21 protein-coding genes are annotated in these 23325 nt (G+C 42.2%); 9 read left to right on the top strand and 12 right to left on the bottom strand.

The window, feature by feature from the left end:
• Nucleotides 1-30 precede the first annotated feature (30 nt).
• Complete coding sequence (locus tag I5M19_RS14475; RefSeq protein WP_200067076.1) at nt 31-696, top strand: phosphatase PAP2 family protein; 666 nt, start codon at nt 31-33, stop codon at nt 694-696.
• A gap of 236 nt (nt 697-932) precedes the next feature.
• On the opposite strand, the gene I5M19_RS14480 is transcribed toward I5M19_RS14475, so the two are convergent.
• The 5 genes from I5M19_RS14480 to yihA form a co-directional block, all read right to left on the bottom strand.
• Nucleotides 933-1589, bottom strand: a complete 657-nt coding sequence (locus I5M19_RS14480) for a hypothetical protein (protein ID WP_200067077.1) — start codon at nt 1587-1589, stop codon at nt 933-935.
• A 55-nt stretch (nt 1590-1644) separates the two neighbouring features.
• The gene (locus tag I5M19_RS14485; protein ID WP_200067078.1) at nt 1645-2163 is read right to left on the bottom strand and encodes a glycosyl-4,4'-diaponeurosporenoate acyltransferase CrtO family protein; all 519 of its coding nucleotides are present in this window, start codon (nt 2161-2163) and stop codon (nt 1645-1647) included.
• A gap of 2 nt (nt 2164-2165) precedes the next feature.
• Entirely contained in the window at nt 2166-3866 is a 1701-nt protein-coding gene (locus tag I5M19_RS14490; RefSeq protein WP_200067079.1) for a M3 family oligoendopeptidase, read from the bottom strand.
• Nucleotides 3867-3971: 105 nt separating this feature from the next.
• Entirely contained in the window at nt 3972-4826 is an 855-nt protein-coding gene (locus I5M19_RS14495) for a UbiA-like polyprenyltransferase (RefSeq protein WP_200067080.1), read from the bottom strand.
• A 67-nt stretch (nt 4827-4893) separates the two neighbouring features.
• Nucleotides 4894-5526, bottom strand: a complete 633-nt coding sequence (yihA, locus tag I5M19_RS14500) for a ribosome biogenesis GTP-binding protein YihA/YsxC (RefSeq protein ID WP_200067081.1) — start codon at nt 5524-5526, stop codon at nt 4894-4896.
• Between the two features lie 157 nt (nt 5527-5683).
• Between yihA and I5M19_RS14505 the strand changes: the two genes are divergently transcribed.
• Nucleotides 5684-6172: a VOC family protein gene (locus I5M19_RS14505; protein ID WP_200067082.1), complete on the top strand. Its 489-nt coding sequence runs from the start codon at nt 5684-5686 to the stop codon at nt 6170-6172.
• A gap of 1 nt (nt 6173) precedes the next feature.
• On the opposite strand, the gene I5M19_RS14510 is transcribed toward I5M19_RS14505, so the two are convergent.
• Entirely contained in the window at nt 6174-7082 is a 909-nt protein-coding gene (locus tag I5M19_RS14510) for a serine hydrolase (protein ID WP_200067083.1), read from the bottom strand.
• Between the two features lie 87 nt (nt 7083-7169).
• Here I5M19_RS14510 and lpxK point away from each other — a divergent pair, with 87 nt between their 5' ends.
• The 3 genes from lpxK to I5M19_RS14525 are packed head-to-tail and all read left to right on the top strand — an operon-like array spanning nt 7170 to nt 11114.
• Complete coding sequence (lpxK, locus tag I5M19_RS14515; protein ID WP_200067084.1) at nt 7170-8207, top strand: tetraacyldisaccharide 4'-kinase; 1038 nt, start codon at nt 7170-7172, stop codon at nt 8205-8207.
• On the top strand, nt 8191-9006 hold the full coding sequence (locus I5M19_RS14520; RefSeq protein WP_200067085.1) for a purine-nucleoside phosphorylase: 816 nt from the start codon (nt 8191-8193) through the stop codon (nt 9004-9006). The genes lpxK and I5M19_RS14520 overlap by 17 nt, the downstream gene beginning before the upstream one ends.
• On the top strand, nt 9006-11114 hold the full coding sequence (locus I5M19_RS14525) for a putative porin (RefSeq protein WP_200067086.1): 2109 nt from the start codon (nt 9006-9008) through the stop codon (nt 11112-11114). The genes I5M19_RS14520 and I5M19_RS14525 overlap by 1 nt, the downstream gene beginning before the upstream one ends.
• A gap of 48 nt (nt 11115-11162) precedes the next feature.
• Here I5M19_RS14525 and I5M19_RS14530 read toward each other — a convergent pair whose 3' ends face one another.
• Nucleotides 11163-12344: an asparagine synthetase B gene (locus tag I5M19_RS14530; protein ID WP_200067087.1), complete on the bottom strand. Its 1182-nt coding sequence runs from the start codon at nt 12342-12344 to the stop codon at nt 11163-11165.
• Between the two features lie 4 nt (nt 12345-12348).
• Between I5M19_RS14530 and I5M19_RS18750 the strand changes: the two genes are divergently transcribed.
• The 3 genes from I5M19_RS18750 (at nt 12349) to I5M19_RS14540 (ending at nt 13687) form a co-directional block, all read left to right on the top strand.
• Nucleotides 12349-12483, top strand: coding sequence for a hypothetical protein (locus tag I5M19_RS18750; RefSeq protein WP_262895514.1), 135 nt, complete (start codon nt 12349-12351; stop codon nt 12481-12483).
• Nucleotides 12484-12667: 184 nt separating this feature from the next.
• Nucleotides 12668-13105, top strand: a complete 438-nt coding sequence (locus I5M19_RS14535; RefSeq protein ID WP_200067088.1) for a peptidylprolyl isomerase — start codon at nt 12668-12670, stop codon at nt 13103-13105.
• A gap of 63 nt (nt 13106-13168) precedes the next feature.
• Nucleotides 13169-13687: a DUF5606 family protein gene (locus tag I5M19_RS14540; protein ID WP_200067089.1), complete on the top strand. Its 519-nt coding sequence runs from the start codon at nt 13169-13171 to the stop codon at nt 13685-13687.
• A gap of 68 nt (nt 13688-13755) precedes the next feature.
• On the opposite strand, the gene I5M19_RS14545 is transcribed toward I5M19_RS14540, so the two are convergent.
• The 3 genes from I5M19_RS14545 to rlmH all read right to left on the bottom strand — a co-directional run bounded on the left by I5M19_RS14545 (nt 13756) and on the right by rlmH (nt 15689).
• Nucleotides 13756-14169, bottom strand: coding sequence for a Dabb family protein (locus tag I5M19_RS14545; RefSeq protein WP_200067687.1), 414 nt, complete (start codon nt 14167-14169; stop codon nt 13756-13758).
• 33 nt (nt 14170-14202) lie between these two features.
• A complete protein-coding gene (locus I5M19_RS14550) occupies nt 14203-15117 on the bottom strand; it encodes a cation diffusion facilitator family transporter (protein WP_200067090.1) in 915 nt (304 codons plus the stop codon).
• 98 nt (nt 15118-15215) lie between these two features.
• Nucleotides 15216-15689, bottom strand: a complete 474-nt coding sequence (gene rlmH / locus I5M19_RS14555; RefSeq protein ID WP_200067091.1) for a 23S rRNA (pseudouridine(1915)-N(3))-methyltransferase RlmH — start codon at nt 15687-15689, stop codon at nt 15216-15218.
• An 82-nt stretch (nt 15690-15771) separates the two neighbouring features.
• Between rlmH and I5M19_RS14560 the strand changes: the two genes are divergently transcribed.
• Nucleotides 15772-17583 (top strand): MutS-related protein, encoded by a 1812-nt coding sequence (locus tag I5M19_RS14560; protein WP_200067092.1) that lies wholly within the window; start codon nt 15772-15774, stop codon nt 17581-17583.
• Nucleotides 17584-17682: 99 nt separating this feature from the next.
• Here the strand turns inward: I5M19_RS14560 and I5M19_RS14565 are convergent, their stop codons facing one another.
• Nucleotides 17683-20241 carry an outer membrane beta-barrel family protein gene (locus tag I5M19_RS14565; protein ID WP_200067093.1) on the bottom strand — a complete coding sequence of 853 codons (2559 nt, stop codon included), beginning with the start codon at nt 20239-20241 and terminating at the stop codon, nt 17683-17685.
• Nucleotides 20242-20358: 117 nt separating this feature from the next.
• Nucleotides 20359-23322, bottom strand: a complete 2964-nt coding sequence (locus I5M19_RS14570) for a leucine--tRNA ligase (protein ID WP_200067094.1) — start codon at nt 23320-23322, stop codon at nt 20359-20361.
• Between the last annotated feature and the right edge of the window lie 3 nt (nt 23323-23325).

Below are 23325 nucleotides of genomic sequence, written 5' to 3' on the forward strand. Positions count from 1 at the left end.
TGATAAAGTATATACGTTACTTTGTGAGGAATGAATACTGGCGCTAAAGATGTTTTATACCGTAACAGGTATTTTTTTTTACCATACCTTATTATTTTATGTGCCTGTATTATTATAAAGGTACTTTACACCCGCGAAACCATCTTTTTTGCGGTTAATGCCCGGTACAGTAACTGGGCAGATATCGTCATGCCTTATGTAACCTATATTGGCGATGGTATTGCTATTATAATTATAGCCATTGTTTTGCTTTTCTATAGCTACCGATCTTCTTTTTTGCTGATAACCGGTTACATTATTACCTCAGTAGTGGCGCAGATATTAAAATACAGCTTTGACATGCCCCGCCCCAAGGTTTATTTTTCGGCCAAGCTGGATCAGATCCATTTTGTAAAGGATATGTATATTTTAAGTACTCATAGTTTTCCATCGGGCCATACGGTTACTGCTTTTTCGGCAGGTATGGTGTTAACCTATCTGGTTAAAAATAAATTATGGGGCGCATTGTTTTTGGTGATCGCTGTATTGGTTGGGTTTTCAAGGATATACCTGAGCCAGCATTTTTTTGAGGATGTTTTGGCAGGATCGGTAATTGGTACGGTGGTAACTGTTTTGTGGCTAAGCTGGATAGATCGCAGACCATTTTTACAAACGTCCCGATGGAATCGCGGACTTTTATCGCGAAGAAAATTATAGCACTGAAACTATTTTCTTGTTCTGTTCCGCTGGTGTGTATACAAAAACGGAACAAGCGGAACACTCTGCTTATCAGTTTTTTACAATAGAATGTTTTATATTTTTATAAATGTATTAAATTATAAATTACTTATTATCAGCGTTTTAATGAATAAAAAGGGTGTTCCGCTGTTTTGCTTGCGGAACACCTTTTCTGATATGTGCAAATATAATAACTGGTAAAAAAGCAATTAAATTTATGCTTCTTCTTCTTGTTTCCTTTTCTTTCTGCGTACCATGGCAATAATAATAACCAGTATAATAATTGGTCCGCCGCCAAATATGGCCACCTTTGCGCCGGTAGATAGGCCCTTTGCATCAGTAAGGTACTGGTCGTTACGCTGTAATTGTGGTGATAGTTTAATGGAACTGGAAAATGCCTTATACTCATCGTTCACGAGATCTTTCCGCATCTCTTCATAAAAATATTCAAAGGTATAAGTAACCTCCTGTGTGTAAATAATAATGAAGTTACGCAGTTTTATTCCTTCACCTTGGTCTGTTTGCAGGGTAAATGTTTTGGCTTTTAAGTGGCCTATAGTGGTATCACGAACGTTTTGGGCACTGCCTTCAGCCTGACCCTTAATGCCTTTTATATAATCTTTTAATACCTTATTGAGGTCCTTTTCCTTTTTTAATGCGGTATTGCCTTTCGCGTTTTCCGCACGGATAACCACCATATAACCGTAAGCGCTATTGGCAGAATATATTTGTTGACCAAGTGTATCTTTCTTTTGATAATCCTCCGGTAATGACACGGTAACAAGGCTATCTATTTTTACCGGTTTTAATGTTTGCGCAAAGCTGTTTATTCCAAACAGGGTAATGCAAAGAATTATGGTTAGCTTTTTCATAGATGCTTTAACCTATAAAAAGCATTTAAGTTTTACACCTTTACTCTTTATTGTTTTAAAATGACCGTGAGTTAGTAATTTTGGCTATACGCGCACGATTATACTGCTGTAATATAACAGGCATTACATTGTAAATTACGTTGCTTATTAGCACCGCTGCGCACAAGCCATACCTTTGCAGCCAAAGTGCGTAACCCGCCGTAAACAAAAAGAAAAACAGGCATATTAAATGATAGCGCTGGTATACTGCAACGCTGTTTATGTACTGCGCGGCGCGTTCCCGGTTATTAATAATGGGGCCGGCACGTTCAGAGCTGCGCAAATACCGGTTAACATAATCGCCGTTTTGCACCATTTTACGTACTGTTTTGGCACCAAGCTTTTCGTAAAAAGCGGGGCGGGTGCTTATTTGAAACTTACGCAGTGGAAGCGCCTGCCCCAAAACACTGAGCGCCAGGAACAGGCTGAGCAGTATAGGCGAAAAATCATCATACCAGCACCATAACACGGGAATAAAACACAGGATGGTCCAAAAAGCGTTTACAGCCTGGTTGATATTTTCCCGTGCGGTCATGCTTATATTTTATCCATTTCGCTTTTTACAAATTCCGCGAGTTCTTTTACATAACCGGCGCTGAAATCGAATTTAATGCCCGCGGTTTCGTATATCTCGGTAATGGTTTTGGTGTAACCCAGTTTAAGCGCATCCAGATATTGCTGTAAGCCTTTTTCGGGATTCTCTTTATAATTTTTCCATACGGCTATAGCGCCTAATTGCGCCATGCCGTATTCAATGTAATAAAACGGAACCTCGAAAATGTGTAATTGCTTTTGCCACAAATTTTGTTCGGCCAGTTCGTTACCGCTCCAGTCGGCGAACCCTGCGCCAAATGGCTCGTATATTTTCAACCATGCTTCTGTACGCTCGGCATCCGTATGGTCGGGATTGGTATATATCCAGTGCTGAAACTGATCTACCACGGCTACCCATGGCAGTGTTTTCAGTACATCGAATAATTGATCGCGCTTGGCTCGTTTCAGATCTTCCTCGTTATCGAAATAAACATCCCAGTTATCCATAGATATTAATTCCATTGACATGGAAGCCAGCTCGGCAACCTCACTCGGGCAATGTTTAAAATCGTTCAGTTCCAGGTCGGCAGTTAAAAAGGTGTGTACCGCATGGCCGCCCTCGTGTACCATCGTAGTGAGATCGCGGAAGGTATTGGCGGAATTCATGAAGATGAAAGGCGCTCCTGTTTCGGAAAGCGGATAGTTATAACCACCCGGCGCTTTGCCTTTACGGCTCTCTACATCAAACAGATCATTATCTTTCATGATTTCCAGCCGTTCGCCCAGGTAACGGTTAATGTTGCTGAAGCATTGTATAGATTTTTCTACCAGTTCCTCGCCGCTGCTAAATGGCTTTAAGGCAGGCTTACCGGATGGGTCAACATCCATATCCCAGGGTTTAAGTATAGCAACTCCTAATGCCTCTTTTCGTTTTTCGGCCTGTTCGCGTAAGATAGGTACTATTTCGGTTTCAATAGCGGCGTGGAAAGCGTAGCAATCCTGGGGGGTATAATCAAAACGACCCAGTGCCTGAAACATATAGTCGCGGAAGTTTTCGAAACCCGCGTTAAGGGCTACTTTATGCCTTAGGGCACGCAGATGATCAAATAAGGTATCCAGTTTCTCTTTATCGGCTAAACGGCGGGTGGTTATCTTTTCCCAAACTTCCTGACGTTTAGTACGGTCGGTATCTTTTAAAAATACGGAGGCCTGTTCCAGGGTGAATTCCTTATCACCAATTTGTACCGACATGGAACCGGTTATGGATTGATATTTTTGCTGTTCTACCTGTATCTGTGTTTGCAGCGGAATGTTCTCTTCCCGGAAAAGCTCCAGAGATTTTTTAACCGCGCGCAGCATAATGTAATATTTCTTATCTTCCAGTTCATCTACATATTCGCTCTCTACCAGCTTTTTATTGAGGTCGTTATTATAGGGAGCGGTTTTAGGCTCTATTTCGGTAGCAAAGTATTGAAAACTTTCCAGCAGATCGGGGTTCATGGTATCGCAGGTCATGCGGATGTAGCGCCATGCAAAATCCTCCTCTAAAGCTGCCTGCAGTTCGCTGCCGTCTTTTAACCATTGCTCCAGTTCCTCAACAGAATTAATGGGGCGGTTAAGCAATTCCTGATAAATAGGTTCCAGGGTTTCCCAATTAATTTCCAGATCGGCAGGTATATAGGTGCGTGTTTTTTTATGTATCATGGTTTATTAGATGTGTATGTGCAAATATGCGGAATAACGCGCAAGTGTGAAAATGCGTATAGGTTAATGCGCTGAAAAAGTTTAAAGTGTAGTAATAAAAAGTGATTACCTCATCCAAACCCTGTCCAACAAAAATAAGGCGGCAAACACCACGCTTGCTATGCCGTTGGTGGTCATAAACGCCCGGTTTACGCGGCTAAGATCATTAGGTTTTACCAACAGGTGTTGATAAATCAGCATGGCGCAAAAGAATACGATACCCGCGTAATACAGCAAGCCTACATGGGTGTAAAATACCGGCATTGCAATAAATATAGCAGACAATATATGTAACCCTGTTGATAGCCATAAAGCGTTCACCTTACCTAAATAGGCGGGTATAGAATGCAGGTGTTCGTCGCGATCAAAGTCCTCATCCTGCAATGCGTAAATAATATCGAAACCGCTTACCCAGCATAAAACCGAGAGCGAGAAAAATAATGGAGTTAAAGCGAATGCCCCGGTAACCACCAAATAAGCGCCTATCGGGGCTAAAGATAAGCCCAGCCCCAATACCAAATGGCACAAAGCGGTGAAGCGTTTAGTGGCACTGTAGCCTAATACTACTAATAAAGCCACTGGTGAAAGGTAAAAGCATAGGGGGTTAATGAACCAGGTAGTGAAAATAAACAGCAGGCAGTTAGTAATGGTAAAAGTTAAAGCTGCCGCCGGACTAATACGGCCAGCCGGTATGTCCCTAAGTTTAGTACGTGGGTTTTTAGCATCGATATCCCTGTCGAGGTAGCGGTTAAACGCCATGGCCGAGTTACGCGCAAATACCATACACAACAGCATCATAACCAGTTGCTGCCATTCAAAAACGTGGTGGGTGGTGGTTACTGCCAAAAAAAAGCCTATAAAGGCAAAAGGCATAGCAAATATGGTATGCGAAAAAGTTACTAATGATAAATATTTTTTCATCCTTATAATAAATGCCCCAAAGTGTATTCAATAATTCCCCTCTTGAGAGGGGGTTAGGGGTGTGTATTTACTGTTTATAAAAATCCTCATTAAAAACCGGGGCATCAAAGTTTTTGTTTATGCCGTCAATAAAACCCAGTACTTCATCACGGCCGAGCAAAGTTTCGGCAGAGGTAACAAAATATTGCGGTGCTTCTTCAAATGTGGTAAGCAGCGCTTTCCGGAATTTTGCAATATTCTGATCGGTTTTAATGTTCGACTGCTTATCTGCCTTGGTAAATATCAATATAAATGGCAACCCTTTTTCGCCAAGCCAGTTACAAAATTCCAGGTCTATCTTTTGAGGCTCCAGCCTGCTATCTATCAATACCATTACACATTGCAGGCTTTCGCGTTTATCAAGATAGGAGCGGATAAACTTATTCCAGTCCTCTTTTTTTGATTTGGATATCCGCGCGTATCCATACCCCGGTAAATCAACAATATACCAGTTCTCGTTTATCAGAAAATGATTGATCAGCTGGGTTTTACCTGGTGTTTGCGATGTTTTAGCTAACCCCTTTTTTTGAGCAAGCATATTTATCAGCGATGATTTACCCACATTAGAGCGGCCAATAAAAGCATACTCAGGTTTTATGGGAATGGGCAAACGTGATATTTGAGTATTGCTGCAAATAAAGTCGGCAGATTTGATGATCATTCTGCAAAGATAAGGTTTATTTTAATGTTGCACCTGCTATAGGAGCAACCTGCAAAGGTTTTCACGCTAAAAATAAATGTTTAAACATTTATTTTTACTTTTAGGTCACAATTAATTTGTTAAGGCATGCTAACTTTACTAATAAATTTATAAATAAATGAACGATTATAAGATACCCGCCAACACGCGTATTGGCCATGTACATTTAAAAGTAAGCGATCTGCAACGGTCAATAGCGTTTTATTGCGACTTGCTTGGATTTGAGATAATGGCCACTTACGGCGATCAGGCGGCGTTTATTTCGGCAGGGGGGTATCACCACCACATCGGCTTAAATACCTGGCACAGCAAAGGCGCTTCACCCGCGCCGGAGTATGCACCGGGTTTATACCATACTGCAATATTATACCCGGAACGTAAAGATCTGGCGGCTATTTTAAAAAGATTGATTGACGCGAAGTATCCCTTAACAGGGGCATCAGATCACGGCGTATCAGAAGCTATTTATCTGGATGACCCGGATGGTAATGGCGTTGAGCTTTACCGGGACAGGCCGCGTGATAACTGGCCGCTTGATGAGCAGGGTAATTTAATGATGTACACCCGCCGCCTTGATGTAGAAGATTTACTGAGCGAATTAAATTAAGCTATTCATTCAGCATATATTTAGCTATGCCGGGTGCGGGTTTCCATTTGCTTTCCGGTTCAAAATAATGCCATAGCAGGGCCGATACCTTTTTGATAAGCACATCAGCCTCGTTTTCAGGTGTCCAGCTTTGATCGGTATTATGGTTGGTGATAATGGAAAATACATAATCACCGTGAGGCGCGTTTACCATTACCGTTTCTGACCGGGATTCATCAACCGCGCCCTGTTTGGATACTGCCTGCACGTACGGCGGAATCTGCGATAATGCAGTATCATCCCAATAAATACGGCTTAATATACGGTACATGCGTTGGCTGGCGGCCGGGCTTATTGCCTTACCCTCCCTTATCATGATGAACAGGCGGCACATTTCATAAGGGGTAGTTACGCCCCATCCATATTGGGCACGTATGCCTTCGCGTCCGTCAACCCGCGAATTAATCCGCATGGTTTTAAAGCCATTAGCTGCCAGCCAGCTGTTAATGTAAGCCCCATCAACCAATTTTTGCAGCCAAAGGCTGGCCGTATTATCGCTCATGGTGATCATCAGCAGGGCCACCTTGCTTAACTGTATGGTGTCGCCATCCTTAAATGAGCCTAATATATCCTCACCGGGGTATAAAAGCGAATCGCGGTAAACCAGTTTTTGGTTATACTGCAGTTCGCCTTTTTCTATTTTATCCATCAGGCCGCTTAATATGCTCACTTTTATCATGCTGGCTGTCGGGAAAGGCAGATCGGCGCTTATGGATGCAGTTTGCCCGGTTTTTAAATGGTGTACATAAATGCCTACCTGTCCGTTAAAGCCTTTTATGGCCTGATGCAGTTTGTCCATTAACTTACTATCAGTTTGGGCAGATGCGTTTATACTAAATAAAAAAGAAAGCAGCAGCAATAAATATTTCATGACAGATTGTTTAACACATTAATAAAGTTATAGATAAGCGCTTAAATTGCGAATTGCTTTTAATAAAAACTATTTTTGTTGCCTTATATGAGATACCTGCGCTGGCTGCTGCTGCCATTTTCTATCATATACGGATTGGTGATGCTTATCCGTAACTGGTTGTATGATACCCGGATATTTAAAATCCGTGAGTTCGATCTGCCGGTTATCTCTGTTGGTAACCTTGATGTAGGCGGGGCCGGTAAAAGTCCGATGACGGAGTATCTGATAAGAATTTTAAAAGCTGATAATGCTATAGCTATACTAAGCAGGGGTTATGGACGCGATACCCGCGGCTTTATTTTAGCTGACACGAGTGCTACGGCAAAACAGATAGGCGATGAGCCGGCCCAATTCAAGCATAAATTCCCCGAGTTAACGGTTGCCGTTTGCGAGGATAGGGTAAGGGGTATTGAATTGCTTGAAGAAGATCATGAGGTGATTTTACTGGATGATGCCTTTCAGCACCGGGCGGTTAAGCCGGGCCTGAGTATTTTACTATTTGATTACAGCCGGATAGATCATATACATGTGCTGCTGCCGGCAGGAAACCTGCGCGAGCCGTTCAGCGGCAGATGGCGGGCTGATATTATGGTAGTAACTAAATGCCCCCCAACTATTACCGATGAAGAAAAAACAAGAGCTTACTATCGTATTGATCCTTTGAACTGGCAGCCTGTATTTTTTACCGCTATTAAATATATGCCCCTGCAGGATTTGCACGGAAATATGGTAAACAAGGTTATTAACAATGAAGACACGGTTTTTTTACTTACCGGCATCGCCAATTCAAACCCTTTGGTGCAACATATTAAAGAACATACACCTGCGGTTATCCATCATAAATATCCGGATCATCATCAGTTTAGCTTAAAAAATATCACTAAACTTGCCCGTGAGTTTAATGCCTGTAAAGCGCAAAATAAATTTATTGTTACAACAGAAAAGGATGCACAGCGTTTACTGATACACCGGAAGGCACTTAAGGGGCTTCCGGTATTTGTATTGCCCATAGGTGTTGAGGTATTAGGCGGCGCACAGCCTGAGTTTGACCAGTTAATATTAAATTATGTTAGAAAGAATTGAGTATACTGTTAATTATATAAAAGGCCGCATAGGCGATTTTGAACCCGAAGCAGGTATTATTTTAGGCACCGGATTAGGTGGTTTGGTTAACGAAATTGAGGTTGAAAAATCGTTAATGTATTCTAACATTCCTGATTTTCCGATGTCAACCCTGGAGTTTCATTCCGGAAAGCTGATATTTGGTACGCTGTCCGGTAAAAAAGTGGTGGCCATGCAGGGGCGTTTACATTATTATGAAGGCTATACCATGCAGCAAATTACATTTCCGGTAAGGATATTAAAGATGCTGGGCATAAAAACGCTTTTTGTATCCAACGCCAGCGGATCATTAAACCCCGATTTTAAAAAGGGCGACCTGATGGTTATAGAAGACCATATTAACCTGCAGCCATTAAACCCGTTAGTTGGACGTAATAATGCAGAATTGGGGCCGCGTTTTCCGGATATGAGCGAACCGTATAAACGCGACCTGATCAGCAAAGCACTTAAAATAGCCGGTGCCAACAATATAAATTGCCATAAGGGAGTTTATGTAGCGGTTACCGGCCCTAACCTGGAAACACGTGCCGAGTACAGATACTTACGGATAATAGGCGGAGATGCTGTTGGTATGAGTACCGCACCTGAGGTAATTGTAGCCAACCATATGGGTTTGCCGGTATTTGCCATATCTGTTTTAACAGATGAGGGTTTTCCTGAAGATTTGAAACCGGTATCGGTTGAGGATATACTGGCCGTTGCACACGAAGCGGAACCAAAGTTAACGTTGATACTAAAAGAACTAATAGCAGGGCTTTAATGGCTAATAAGCTTAAATACATACTTGTTTTATTGATATGTGCTGCCGTGCAATCAGTTTTTGGCCAAATATCAGGCAGGCCCACATTCCCGGGCCAGAAAAATACCGACCCGGTTTACAGCCGAGATACAAGCAGTAATGTGAGGCCCGGTGGCGGCGTGGTGAGCCTTGATTCACTGCGTAAACTTGAAGAGAACCGGAAGGATTCCATTGAATTTAATTCTAAATTTATAAGGGTAACCAATGAAAGTTTGCTTTCCGACAGCATACGGTTGTTTCCTCTGGATACTACCCTTACTAATTTCGAAAACTACAGTGTGCTTGAACAGCCCCGAAGCCCTAAAATAAGCCTTGGGTATTTGGGTGTTGCACAACGCAGCCTATTGTTTGACCCGCGTAAAACCATTGGGTTTGATGAAGGCCAGCATGCACTTGACGCCTACCTGGTTACCCCGCAGGATATTAATTATTATAACGCAAGGGTGCCTTACACCTTATTATCATTATACACCACTTTGCTGGGCAGCGGCGACCAATACTTTAAAGCCTTGCACACTCAAAATGTAAAACCTAACTGGAACGTAGGCTTTCTGCTTAACTTTAACGGATCAAAAGGGTATTACAGCACTAATAATGTTTTAAAGCAAAATGTGAGCGATTTTAATGCAGGTGTGTTTACCTGGTATCACTCCGTAAATCAGCGGTATAATTTATTAGGTAATATTTTGTTTAATAACCTTAAAGCGCCGGAGACCGGAGGACTGCAAAAGGAGGATATTTTTAGCAATAGCCAAACGGTTTTTGATAAAACTACAGAGCGTGTAAAGTTGCCCAGCAGTTACGAAAACTGGAAAAATACCGGGCTTTACCTTAAGCAGTTTTATTACATAGGCCATATTGATAGCCTAAAGAACGGGAAAGAAGTAAACAGTGTTTTACCTACTCAAAAGGTTGCCTACACTTTTTATTTTAACCAGCGCAAATATAACTACCTGCAAAATGATATGGATACCTACAATGTGTTTCCGGATTATTATTTCAGCGCAGGGCGGTCACGTGATTCGCTGAATGTGCTGCATTTGCAAAACGATTTTTCCTATAGCTTTTACCTGAGGGGTAAGTCTACATCTATCATAAAAAACGAACTGAAGCTTGACCTGGGTATTACACAGGATTATTATAAGATAAGCCAGTTTGTAAATGACACGCTGATAAATGTGTACGGCAGAAAGGAACTGGGACAAAGCAGGATGCAAAACCAATCGTTCCAGAATATTACCCTGAAAGCGAAATTAGGTTACCGGTTTAGTGATAAGGTGAACCTGGAGGGCGATCTGCGCCAGATAGTGCAGGGCCATAGTTTTGGTGATCTGTTATATGATGCCAAACTGACGCTTGCCGGCGGTAAAAAAGCTGGCAGAATTGTTTTAGGGGCGTATCTGCAAAGCAGTTCACCGGCAATGGTGTATACTAACTGGATATCTAACCATTATTTTTTTAACAACAGCTTTGCCAACCAAAAAACAACCAATCTCTCTTTTAATTATATTAACGATCTGCTGGATGTTGACCTGAAAGCCGAATACTTTTTGCTGACCGATTACCTGTATTTTGCATCGCAGCCGGGTGGTATTGATGCCAGCCCCAAACAGGCTGCAAGCAATATTAATTTGCTGAAGATAAGTTTGGGTAAAAATATACAGTGGCGCAAACTGCATTTTGATAATTATGTGGTTTACCAAAAAACTGACCAGCATGATATTTTGCGTACGCCCGAGGTGTATACTTTCAGCAGTTTATATTTTGGCACCACCTTATTTAGTGTGCTGAAATCGCAAATGGGAGTAAATGTCCGTTTTAATACGGAATATTTGGCACCATCGTACGCGTTAAGCATAGGGCAGTTTTATAACGGGCCTGATGTTACTTTTTCCTCGTATCCCGTAGCGAGCATATTTTTTAAGGCTACTTTACAACGAACCAATATTTTTGTTAAGTATGATTATGTAAACCAGGGCCTTTTAAGCAACGGATTTTATACGGTGAACCGTTACCCGCAAATGGATCGGTCGCTTAAGTTTGGTGTAGCCTGGACGTTTTATAATTAACTCCTCTAAATCTATCCCGAAAAGGAAGACTTCAGTTTTTGTTTTCTGTCATGTTTTTTGTTTCTTTTTGTTGGCAGCGGGAAAGAGTACGTTGTTTAATATCAGCCTGTAGCCGGGTGAGTTTGGGTGCAATTTCAGATCGGTTGGCGGGTCGCCTACGGCATGGCGGTAATCCTCCGGGTCATGGCCTCCATAAAATGTCCATTGGCCCTTGCCATATTCGCCATGTATGTACCTCGCCTCGTTAGCTGTTTTGGTTTCTCCCATAATTATTACGCCCGGCTTTAGCTTATCTTTATTAAAGGCGGTGGTAAGGCCCATAAATCCCTTTATTACTTTATCATGATTTTGCGTAAGCATACTGGGTACCACGTCCCATTTGGCAGAGAAATCAAACAAGGTGAAAAAATCACGGCTTTGGTCAATATCCCGGTAGGGCCCGGCATCAATATTACTAAACTGGTGCGAATCGGGATTCATATCCAGCGTAAAGTTCTGGAAAGCAAAGGTCTGCGTAAAATCAAGTTTCGACTGCGCATCAGGGTCTGCGGCATCACCATCAAACATTGGCCCGCAAATATCAGTGTTGGCGGCAGCTAAGGCAATGTCGAAAGTATCGGTACCGCTGCACATGGCAAACAGGAAACCACCACCCGCGCAAAAATCGCGGATATGCTGCGCCACCGCCAGTTTCATTTTCGATACTTTTTGGAAACCGAGCTTTTTGGCCATAGCCTGCTGTGCCTTTACATCATCATTATACCATTGGGCGTATTTATAAACCGAATAGAATTTGCTGAATTGCCCCGTAAAATCCTCGTGGTGCAGGTGCAGCCAATCATATTTGGGCAGGTCGCCGTTTATTACTTCTTCATCATAAACCACATCATAGGGTATCTCGGCATATTTTAAAACCATAGTTACGGCATCATCCCAGGGGAGTTTGCTTTTTGGGGAATAAACTGCCATTTTGGGTGCTTTTTGCAGTTTAACAATATCCATATTAACCGATGGATCGCTCACCTCGGTCAATATCTGGGTAACTTTGGCATCAGGTATAACCTCGTAGCTTACGCCGCGTATCTTGCACTCTTGCTCCACTTTTTGGTCGTACTTCATCATAAAGCTGCCGCCACGGTAATTCAGCAGCCAATCCACCTCCTCACCGTTCTTCAGCGTCCAAAAGGCAATGCCGTAAGATTTTAGGTGATCTTTTTGATCCTCATCCATAGGGATGAGGATAGAAGAAGCTTTTAAGCAGAAAGGCAAAAGCACAAAAGCTAAAAGCAAGAAACTTTTAGGAGAAAGGGAGATCGAGGAAATTGAGCGCCGTTTATATAAATTATTCATCTGCTGTTACCAAATGTAACGATTAATTAGAAATGGTATTATATACAAGCTATAATAGTATAATGAAGAAAGATTGTGGCTAATATGGCTAATACACCGTCCATTATTTAACTTTTCAGTATACACTACTCACCATTCTCCAATCGCTCTTTCACCTTTCCGCTCAAATACTTACCTTTGCCAACTGTTTAAAAATAAAACAAATGAGCAAAGCAATAATTAAAACCGAAAAGGGCGACATGACCGTTCAGTTCTACGACAAGGATGCCCCTAACACTGTAGCTAACTTTTTAGATCTGGCTAAATCAGGTTTTTATAATAACGTTACCTTTCACCGTGTTATCCCGAACTTTGTGATACAAGGCGGCGACCCAACAGGTACAGGCGCAGGCGGTTCAGGTAAACGCATCGACTGCGAATTAACCGGTGATAACCAATACCACGATCGTGGTGTTTTATCAATGGCACACGCAGGCCGTAATACCGGCAGCTCACAATTTTTTATCTGCCACAGCCGCGATAATACGGCTCACCTTGACCGTAACCACACTTGCTTTGGTAAGGTGGTTGAAAACGTTGATGTGGTTGATGACATACGTGCAGGTGATAAAATTTTAGGAATAGATATAATTGAGGAATAAATAGTAAGCAGCGGAGCAGCATTTTTTAGTGCTTCCCGATGAATTTACTCGCAACTAAATAATATGAATTTACACGGAATAGTAGCGGTATCAGGCAAACCCGGTTTGTGGAAAGCGCTGGCACAAAACAAAACGGGCTATGTGCTGGAGAGTTTGGACGCGCAAAAAATAAAACTGGTAGCAAACCTGTCGACCGCTAAACTGGCGGCTTTAAATGAGATCACCATTTTTGGTTTGGAAGATGATATTAAACTATCGGATGTTTTTGAACGTATGAAAACTTCGGACAGTGTGCCTTCTGTTAAAGATGACGCGAAAAAAATGCGCGACTTTTTCCGCGAGGTTGCACCCGACCATGATGAGGAAAGGGTTTACGCCAGCGATATGAAGAAGATCATTAACTGGTACCTGCTGTTAAAAGATCTGCCTTTGTTTAACGAGGCCGATCCCGCCGCCGCCCCGGTTGCTGAAGAAGCACCCGCTGCTGAAGAACCTGTGAAAGAAGAAACATCTGCTGAGGAGCCCGCTGCTAAAGCCGCCCCTAAAGCAAAAGCAAAAAAGGCGCCGGCTAAAAAAGCTTAAGCAAATTTGATAAATATAGGAAGCCCCGGTAGTTTATACTATCGGGGCTTTGTTTTAAATGGGTGCTGTTACTCCGCGTCTACCGCATCATATACGATAACCTTTTCCCAAAGGTGGCTGCAGTTTTTTATAAATTCCTGATGTATGGGGTGGCTTTGGTAGCTTGCCTGCCCTTCCAGATCGCTGAAAAACATTAATTCGGATACGGCCCAGCTGTTATCAACTACGTCGCGTTTCTCGGTACTGGCTACTACGCCAATGCGCAGGTCTTTAATAACATCAATTTGTCGCAAGGTTTTTAGTCCGGCTATGATCTTATCGCGATCCTCGGTTGAGCCGGGGTTTTTAAGCCAGAAGAATACGTGGTGTACTACGGGATATTTACTTTTTTCCATATGTATTATTGGTGATGCAGCAGCAACGGCGGTGCCTGCGGCTACCGTAGCGGCTGTTGCTATAAAATTTCTTCGGGTGGTGCTCATATTAGGTATATAAAAGTTTTGTTATATTGTTATCTAACATTCCGGCTGCCCGCATTCTTCATCTGCAAATTCGGGTTCAAAGGTACTGTGACTTATGGACAGGTGCTCCAGCCGGTGACGCAGGTCTTGTTTTATGTCGTCAAAAATTTGCATATCCTCAGGGTCTACCACCAGGTGGGCGGTAAGCGCGTTCTCGGTAGTACTTAGCGCCCAAACGTGCATGTGGTGCACATCAACTACGCCTTTAGCCTTCATTAGTTCGGCTTTTATTTTTTCAAGGTCGATGTCTTTTGGCACGCCGTCCATTTCCAGTCGCAGGCTATCGGTAAGCAGGCTCCATGTTCCGCTTAGTATCACTACAGCTATAATAATACTCACGGCGCTATCTACCCAAAACCAATGGGTAAAGTATATAATAATGCCCGATATTACCACCCCTAATGATACTATGGCATCAACCGCCATGTGCAGATAAGCGCCTTTAACATTCAGGTCGGTATCTTTGTTTTTCACAAAAAGCCATGCTGTAAAGGCGTTTATGGCAATTCCTGCAAAGGCTACCCAGGCAACTGTGCTACCCGCTACGTTTGCTGGCTGCATAAACCGCATAACCGCCTCGTAAACGATGAAGCCCACAGCGGCAAACAAAATTACCGCGTTGAAAAACGACACCATAATGGTTGACCGTTTATACCCATAGGTGTACTTGCTGTTTGCGCTTGCTTTAGATAGCTTAAAAGCCAGTAATGCCAGCGCCAGCGATGCCACATCGCTAAGATTATGACCGGCATCTGTTAACAACGATAACGAACCGCTGAGTATGCCCGCAATTACCTCGATAAGCACAAAGGCCGAATTGAGCACTATACCTACAATAAAGGCCGTGTTCAGGTGGTCAAGCTTCGGGGTGTGGTCGTGATGGTGATGTCCGGAATGATCGTGAGCCATACGGTAAAGTTAATTAAAGATGTGCAAATTTCAGATGTGCAGATAAATTACCTTATTGAAAATGTGCAACCCATTTTCATGCCAGCATTTCCGCACGTTTATTGGTGATGATAGGGTTCGCCTTTAATGATGGTGAAAGCCCGGTAAAGCTGTTCCACAAAAAACAGGCGCACCATTTGGTGTGAAAAAGTCATGCGGCTTAGCGATAATTTATCATTTGCTCGCTGATATACCGATTCATCAAACCCGTAGGGGCCGCCTACTACAAATACCAAACTGCTTACTGAATTTACGGCCCGTTTATTTAGATAATTGGCAAATTGTACCGAGGTAAATTCCTGCCCGCCCTCGTCAAGTAATATCAAATTATCTTGCGGCGATACTTTTTTAAGTATCAGTTCGGCTTCTTTTGTTTTTTGCTGCTCTTCGGTTAAAGCCTTGGTGTTCTTTAGTTCGGCCAGTTCAATAATATCCAGTTTGGTATAATGCTTAATGCGTTTTACATATTTTTCAATGCCATCTTTAAGGTAAGCATCTTCGGTTTTGCCAACGGTTATAAAAGTGATCTTCATATACAGGGCCGAAATGTTATGTATTTGTTGTAAAATTGAAAACTTGTAAAACTATCTAAAATAAAAACGATACCCCAAATAAATGGAACAGGATATTTTAAACAACTATAAACAGGCGGCGGAAGCGGCAGCTAATGAGGCTGAGAAATATAAAAAACTTGCCAATACCTATTCTTTGTTAAGGTTAGGGATTTTCGGCCTGATGATATTCGCTATATACCTTACTATAACCCGGGATACTTTTACCATTATGGCTGTTGCATTTGTTGTTCTGCTATTTGGTTTTGCCTGGCTGGTTTCCCGTCAAAGCGGATACGAAAGCCAACGCGATTATTATCTTGATCTGCAAAAGATAAATGAGAACGAAATAGCCGGACTAACTAATGGAGGAAATCTGTATGATAATGGTCAGGACTATAGTAACGATAAGCACTTTTACACTTCAGATCTGGACGTTTTTGGTAACAACTCGCTGTTTCATTTAATAAACCGTGCAGCTACGTCTGCCGGGAATGACAAACTGGCGGCATGGCTAAATGCACCTGCTGACAAGGACACGATTTTGTTACGCCAGGAAGCCGTAGAAGAAATATCCGCTAAAAACGACTGGAAGGTAAATACGCAAACCAAGCTGCTATTTGCAAATAAGGAAGATACCGACCAAATGAAACGCCTGTTTATTTATTTAAGCATGCCGTTAAATTTACCCGGCGAAAAATGGTTAAGTATATATATTAAAATAGCGCCGTATTTGTTGTTCGGTGTATTGATCGTTAGTGCATTTTATCCTGTTTTTACATTAGTTGCTACCGCGATAGCATTTTTCAACATGTTTATATTGGTATCAAAAGGCAGTTATATTTTAAAAGCGGGTGCAGTTGCCGATAAAATTGGGGCTGTGCTGGCAAATTATGCTGTTGTATTTAAAGCGATTGAAAATAACGAATGGCAATCTAAACGGTGCCTGGAGCTGAACGGAAAACTTCAAAAAAACAAAACTTCAAAAAATATAGAAGAATTATCCAAATTCATTAACAAGCTTGGCTATAGCCTTATTATGATAGTTGGCTTTGTGCTGAATGTGTTTTTTTTATGGGCGTTAAAGCAAATTATAAATATCGAGAACTGGAAACGTGATAACCACACTAACCTGGAAGAAGCCTTTGATGTGATCGCTGAATTTGAGGCGCTGATCAGTATCGCGGTACCTGCCATTAATTATCCGGAGTGGACATTTCCGCTGATCGCCGATACAGAGGGTTATACCTTAACGGCTAAAAATATCGCTCATCCGCTTATCCGCTCTGCAAACCGTGTAGCTAATAATTACGAGTTGGAGGATGCTTATCATATCGACATCATCACCGGGTCAAATATGGCGGGGAAAAGCACCTTCCTGCGTACCGTTGGGATTAATACCGTGCTTGCGCTGGCGGGTGCGCCTGTTTGCGCGTCGCACATGCAGGTGTCGGTTATTACTATTGTAAGCTATATGCGTATTAAAGATTCGCTTAAAGAGAGTACCTCAACCTTTAAAGCCGAACTCGACAGGCTGCAAATGCTGCTTGCTGCCGTAAGTAAGGATAGCCGTGTTTTCTTTTTGATTGATGAGATGCTGCGGGGTACTAATTCCGTAGATAAATACCTTGGCTCCAAAGCGGTAATTGAGCAGCTGATAAGTAAAAGGGGAGTAGGCATGGTAGCCACACACGATCTGCAGATTGCCCGCTTAGAAGATAAGTACCCTGCTTATGTGCGTAACTTTTATTTTGATATACAGGTGCAAAACGGCGAAATGCTGTTCGATTATAAAATTAAGCACGGAGAGTGTAAAACCTTTAACGCATCACTGTTGCTGAAACAGATAGGGATAAATGTAGAGGAGGAGGAGTAGCAATTAAACTGTTTGAACTGATTATCCGGCAACACTCAAAAAAAAGCTCCTCACAATTATGAGGAGCTTTTTAGGTAGATGGATTATATATTATTTTGATTATTTAGGGCGTGTTCCTGTTGGAGCGCCACCTGCCGGTGCGCCGCCAATGCCACCATTTTGATCGCCGCCTATCTGATCATCATTATTAATGTTCTTTTTAGGTTGTTGATTGAATTTAATTTTACCAAAGCTGTAGCTGAATGTTATACCAAATGATTGGAACGGAAACTGCGTACGGCTGATCTGGCTGAAGCCGGGGCTTGATATGTTTTGGTTAAAGCTTTTGTTAACCGCAAATGGTTGTACGGTGTTAAAGCCAATGCTTGCTTTTTTATCGTCAAACTGTTTTTTGATACCAAACACATAAATGCCGAATGAAGGGCTTGAACCTTGTATGGTACGGCGTGGTGAGTTAACAAAACCAAACGCTTCGAAAATAATATCCTTAGGTAAATTTACCGATGCACTACCAAACATGGTGTACTGTAGGCGTGTTTTAAGCGCATCAGCGTTAATTGAACCTACATAAGGTGCATATACGCTTGGATGATAGGTAAATGCGTTTACACTACCGCGAATGGTTAAAGGTTTAATAGGATTAACGGACCCGAAGAAACTTGCACCCCATGAGTTGTTTTCGGCTACGTTATTCTGAACTGTACGTGTACCAATAACTGTTTCTCCGTTTACGGTCTCTGAAATTGGCACTGCAATACCTTCAATTAAATTACTGGTGTTTTTGTAATACACTGAAAAGTTTAATACTGATGATTTAATAAAGGTATTATAGTTTAACTCAACAGTTTGCGATACTTCAGGAGCCAGGTTAGGGTTACCTACCGATTGCGATTGTATGTTGGTTCTGTTAATGAACGGGTTAAGCACCTGTAAAGACGGCCTTTGTATACGTTTGCTGTATGATAGCTTAAAAGTATTTGTGCCCATTACTTTTTGTATAGTTAAGCTGGGTACATAGGTATTATAACTGGCGGTAAAAGGCGATAATTGCTGTTGGTTGGAGCCACTTGCATAAGGTGTTTTAGGGTCGCCTTTTATCTGTGTATTCTCATACCTAAAACCTGCCAATACCGAGTAATTTTTGGGCAATGTGATGGTAAACACGCTATAACCTGCGTATACGTTTTGGTTATAATCATACAGGTTGGAATTCTCGGTATCCAATATCGGGTTACTGCCGTCAGTATCTACCGAGAAAATGTTGTAATCGCTGTTTATGCGCCTTTGTATGGTTTTACCTCCTGCTTCAAATTTCAGCTTTTTATTAATAGGCAAACTATAATCTGTTTGTGCGGTATATTCATTGTTTTCACCGTTATTATTTCCCATTTGGCTGGGTTGCTTAGCGGTAAATAAATTGGTATAATCTGTTTTGATTATGCTATGGCTCCACTGGCCGGACACGGTAAGTTCATGCCCTTCCTTTTTAAACTTATGGGTATAATCTAAATTCCAGTCAAAACCGCTGAATTTATTGTGATTTGTACTCTTCCCAATATAATCAATGCTTTTTGCCGGGTCATTAAAATCCTGTATGCTGTAATCACCATTACCATTTGTGTTAAAACCGCCATCACTTAAAGCAAGTGTACTGTTAATGCTATTAAAACCATTAAACTCATAACCGGCGGATAATGTGCCTCTTGCACCATGACGTTTAGTTTCGTTACTGGTGTTATTTAAGTTATGCTGATTGATGCTGGCTGTTTGTATGGTTTGATCAAACACGGTGGTCATGGTTTGCGGCCAGGTAAGGTTACCACCTAAATTGGCAGAGAAATTGAAACGGTTTTTATTATAGTTTAAATTAATGTTACCGTTATTTTGGCGGGTACCCACACCACCACTTACTGAACCGCTTATGCCTGATGCATTTTTGGTTTTTGTGATGATATTGATGATACCTGCAGAACCTTCGGCATCATATTTAGCTGAAGGTGAAGTAACCACTTCAATGCTTTTGATCTGATCGGCAGGGATAGTTTTTAACACATCTGATAAACTTGCAGCTGTTGCGCCCGATGGTTTGCCGTTAATTAATACCCTAACATTGCCATCGCCGCGGATAGCCACATTGCCATTCATATCTACAGATACCAATGGTACTTTCTGCAATACATCGGTAGCATTACCACCCTGTGCGGTAAGATCTTTTTCGGCGTTATAAACAATTTTATCTATCCGATTTTCAATAAGCGGGGCTTGCCCAACAACCGATACCTCTTTTAAAGCTTTGGCACTTGGTGCTATCAGTAATTCGCCCATATCATTATCCGGTTTTGAGGCCGTAGTTTCAACCGGGTCATATGTTTTGGTTGGATAGCCTAAAAAGGATACGTTGATCTTGTATTTGCCTGCTTTAATGTTATCTAACTGGAAGTGCCCCTTGTCGTCGGTCAGCACGCCGTTCATCGGTGTTTTACTGCCACTGCGGAAAAGGCTGATGGTTGCGTAATCAACAGGCTTTTTAGTGATAGAATCGATCACCGTACCTGATATTTTACCAACCACGCTTGAGCCGCCACCGCCTATGCCAAACTGGGCCTTAGCAGATAGGGAAACACAGAAGATTGCTATTAGTGTAAATATTCTTTTCATTTCAGTTCATTTTCGTAATTGGAGGCGAAAATGGCTAAAATGTTACAGGCAAAAATCTTATTTATGTAAAATAGTGCTAACTGTAATGTATATGTTACACTAAGTCAGTTTTTTAAACTACACTACAAGGTTTACTATTCTACCTTTTACCACTATTACTTTTTTAGGTGTTTTGCCATCAAGGTATTTTTGCACGTCGGCATTAGTTAATATCATTTCCTCAATCTCTTTTGTATCTAAGCTCAAAGAAAGATTAACGTTAGTTTTCATTTTACCGTTAATAGAAACAGGATAGCTGAATTCATCTTCCACCAAATAATCCGGATTAAATTTAGGATACGGCGCATAGGACAGCGTACCCGCAGTATTACCCAGCAATACCCAAAGCTCCTCGCAGATGTGTGGCGCGTATGGGGAAAGAATGATCACCATATCCTGCAAAACAGCGCGTTTGTCGCATTTAAGATCCGTAAGTTCATTAACGGCTATCATAAAGCTGGAAACCGAGGTGTTGAACGAGAAACGCTCGATATCTTCTTCCACCTTGCGGATGATCTTATGCAGCGATTTTAATTCCGCTTTTGTTGGTTCGGCATCGCTAACGTTAAAATTCCAGTCGGCATCATGGAATAATCGCCAGAATTTGCGCAGGAATTTAAACACGCCCTCGATACCGTTAGTGTTCCAGGGTTTACTTTGCTCCAACGGACCTAAGAACATCTCGTACATACGCAAGGTGTCGGCACCGTAACGTTCTATCAGATCATCCGGATTAACCACGTTGAATTTAGATTTCGACATCTTTTCGACCTCTGAACTACAAGTAAACTTATTATCTTCCATAATAAATTCAGTATTATAGTCTTTACTTTTGGGAAAGTTTTCAAGAAACTTGGCGATATCTAAAATATCATTATTTACAATATTTACATCTACATGCCAAGCTGTTACAGTTGCATTCACAAGGGATATCTGTAGACCTCTTCCATCAAGATCTTCTTTATATTTAAGATTTAGATCATCTTCTAATTTTTTAACTCTTATTTTGTCATTCAAAAACTGTTTTTCAAGGTCATATGAAAGATAAACAATAACGATATCATCACCGCCTAACTTTGTATTAATACCGTCCGGATTACTTGTTTTTTGTACTACTTGATAATTAATCTTATGTATAAAATTACTACGCCCCTGTATCATCCCCTGGTTGATCAGTTTTTTAAAAGGCTCTTCCTCCACAACCAGGTTCATATCTTTTAAAAACTTATTCCAGAAACGGCTGTACAGCAGGTGGCCTGTAGCGTGTTCACTACCGCCAATGTAAAGGTCTACCGCTTTCCAATATTCAATAGCCTCTTTACCGGCAAATTCCCGGTTGTTTTGAGCATCCATGTAGCGGTACCAATACCAGCTGCTGCCTGCCCAACCGGGCATGGTGCTTAATTCGTATTCCCCTTCGGGATGCTTCCAGTCCGTTGCTCTCCCTAATGGCGGCTCGCCGCTTTCGGTGGGTAGGTATTTATCAATTTCGGGCAATACCAATGGCAGTTCCTTTTCATCTATAAGGTAAGGTAAGCCATCTTTAAAATACACGGGTACCGGTTCGCCCCAGTAACGCTGGCGGCCAAATATGGCATCGCGCATCCTGAAGTTCACTTTAGCCTTACCGGCGCCCAGTTCTTCCAGTTTGGTAATTACCGCGGCTGTGGCCTCTTTGTAAGCCATGCCGTTTATGAAACCGGAGTTAATGTATTTACCGTCTTTGGTTGGGTCGGCCTCGGTCTCGATGTTTTGAATATCAATGATAGGCACTATCGGTAAATTAAAATGTTTGGCAAAAAGATAATCGCGCTGATCGCCTGATGGCACCGCCATAACCGCGCCTGTACCATATCCTGCCAAAACGTAGTCGGCTATCCAAACGGGTATCTGTTCGCCGTTAAGCGGATTGGTTACATAACTGCCCGTAAAAGCACCGGATACGGTTTTGGTATCTGCCATACGGTCAAGCTCGCTTTTCTTTTTGGTTTGGGTGATGTAAGCCTCAATCTCTGCCTGTTGTTCTGGCGTGGTTAATGCCTGTACCAATTCATGTTCGGGTGCAATCACTAAAAAGGTAACACCAAAAATGGTATCAACCCGGGTGGTAAAAACCTCAATGTAGTTAGCCCCACCTAAGTCCTCTCCAAAGGAGAGAGTTGGGGTAATGCTAAATTTTACACTTGCTCCCACGCTTTTGCCTATCCAGTTGCGCTGCATTTCTTTAAGCGGTTCGGGCCAGTCAATGGTATCCAGCCCTTGCAATAAGCGTTCCGCATAGGCGGTAATGCGCATGCTCCATTGCATCATTTTTTTCTGCTCCACAGGGTAACCGCCGCGTTCGCTAAAGCCATCCTTTACCTCATCGTTCGCTAATACGGTGCCTAAGGCCGGGCACCAGTTAACGGTACTTTCGCGCAGATAGGTAAGGCGGTATTTTAGTAATTCTGCTTGTTGCTGGTATTCGGTAAAGGCGCTCCATTCATCGGCACTAAAGGTTAATATCTCCTCATCGCACACTGCATTGATACCTGCTGAGCCATTTTTTTCGAAATGCGCTATCAAATTATCAATACTTTCGGCCTTGTCAGCATCTTTATTATACCAGCTGTTAAACAACTGCATAAATATCCACTGTGTCCACTTATAGTACCCTGGCGAACTGGTACGTACCTCGCGGCTCCAATCAAAAGAGAAACCTATCTGATCCAACTGGCGGCGATAGGTGGCAATATTAGCCTCGGTAGTTACAGAAGGGTGCTGGCCGGTTTGTATGGCGTATTGCTCCGCAGGCAGGCCAAAACTATCGTACCCCATTGGGTGCAGTACGTTAAAACCTTTTAAACGTTTGTATCTCGAAAAAATATCGGAAGCGATATAACCCAGCGGGTGCCCTACATGCAAACCCGCGCCGGATGGGTACGGAAACATATCCAGCACATAATATTTGGGTTTGTTGCTGTTGTTTTCGGCTTTAAAGGTGTTATTATCCGCCCAAAACTGCTGCCACTTTTTCTCTATATCCTTAAATTGATAGTCCATGTG

The sequence above is a fragment of the Mucilaginibacter segetis genome, from assembly GCF_016522075.1.
Lineage (GTDB): Bacteria > Bacteroidota > Bacteroidia > Sphingobacteriales > Sphingobacteriaceae > Mucilaginibacter > Mucilaginibacter segetis.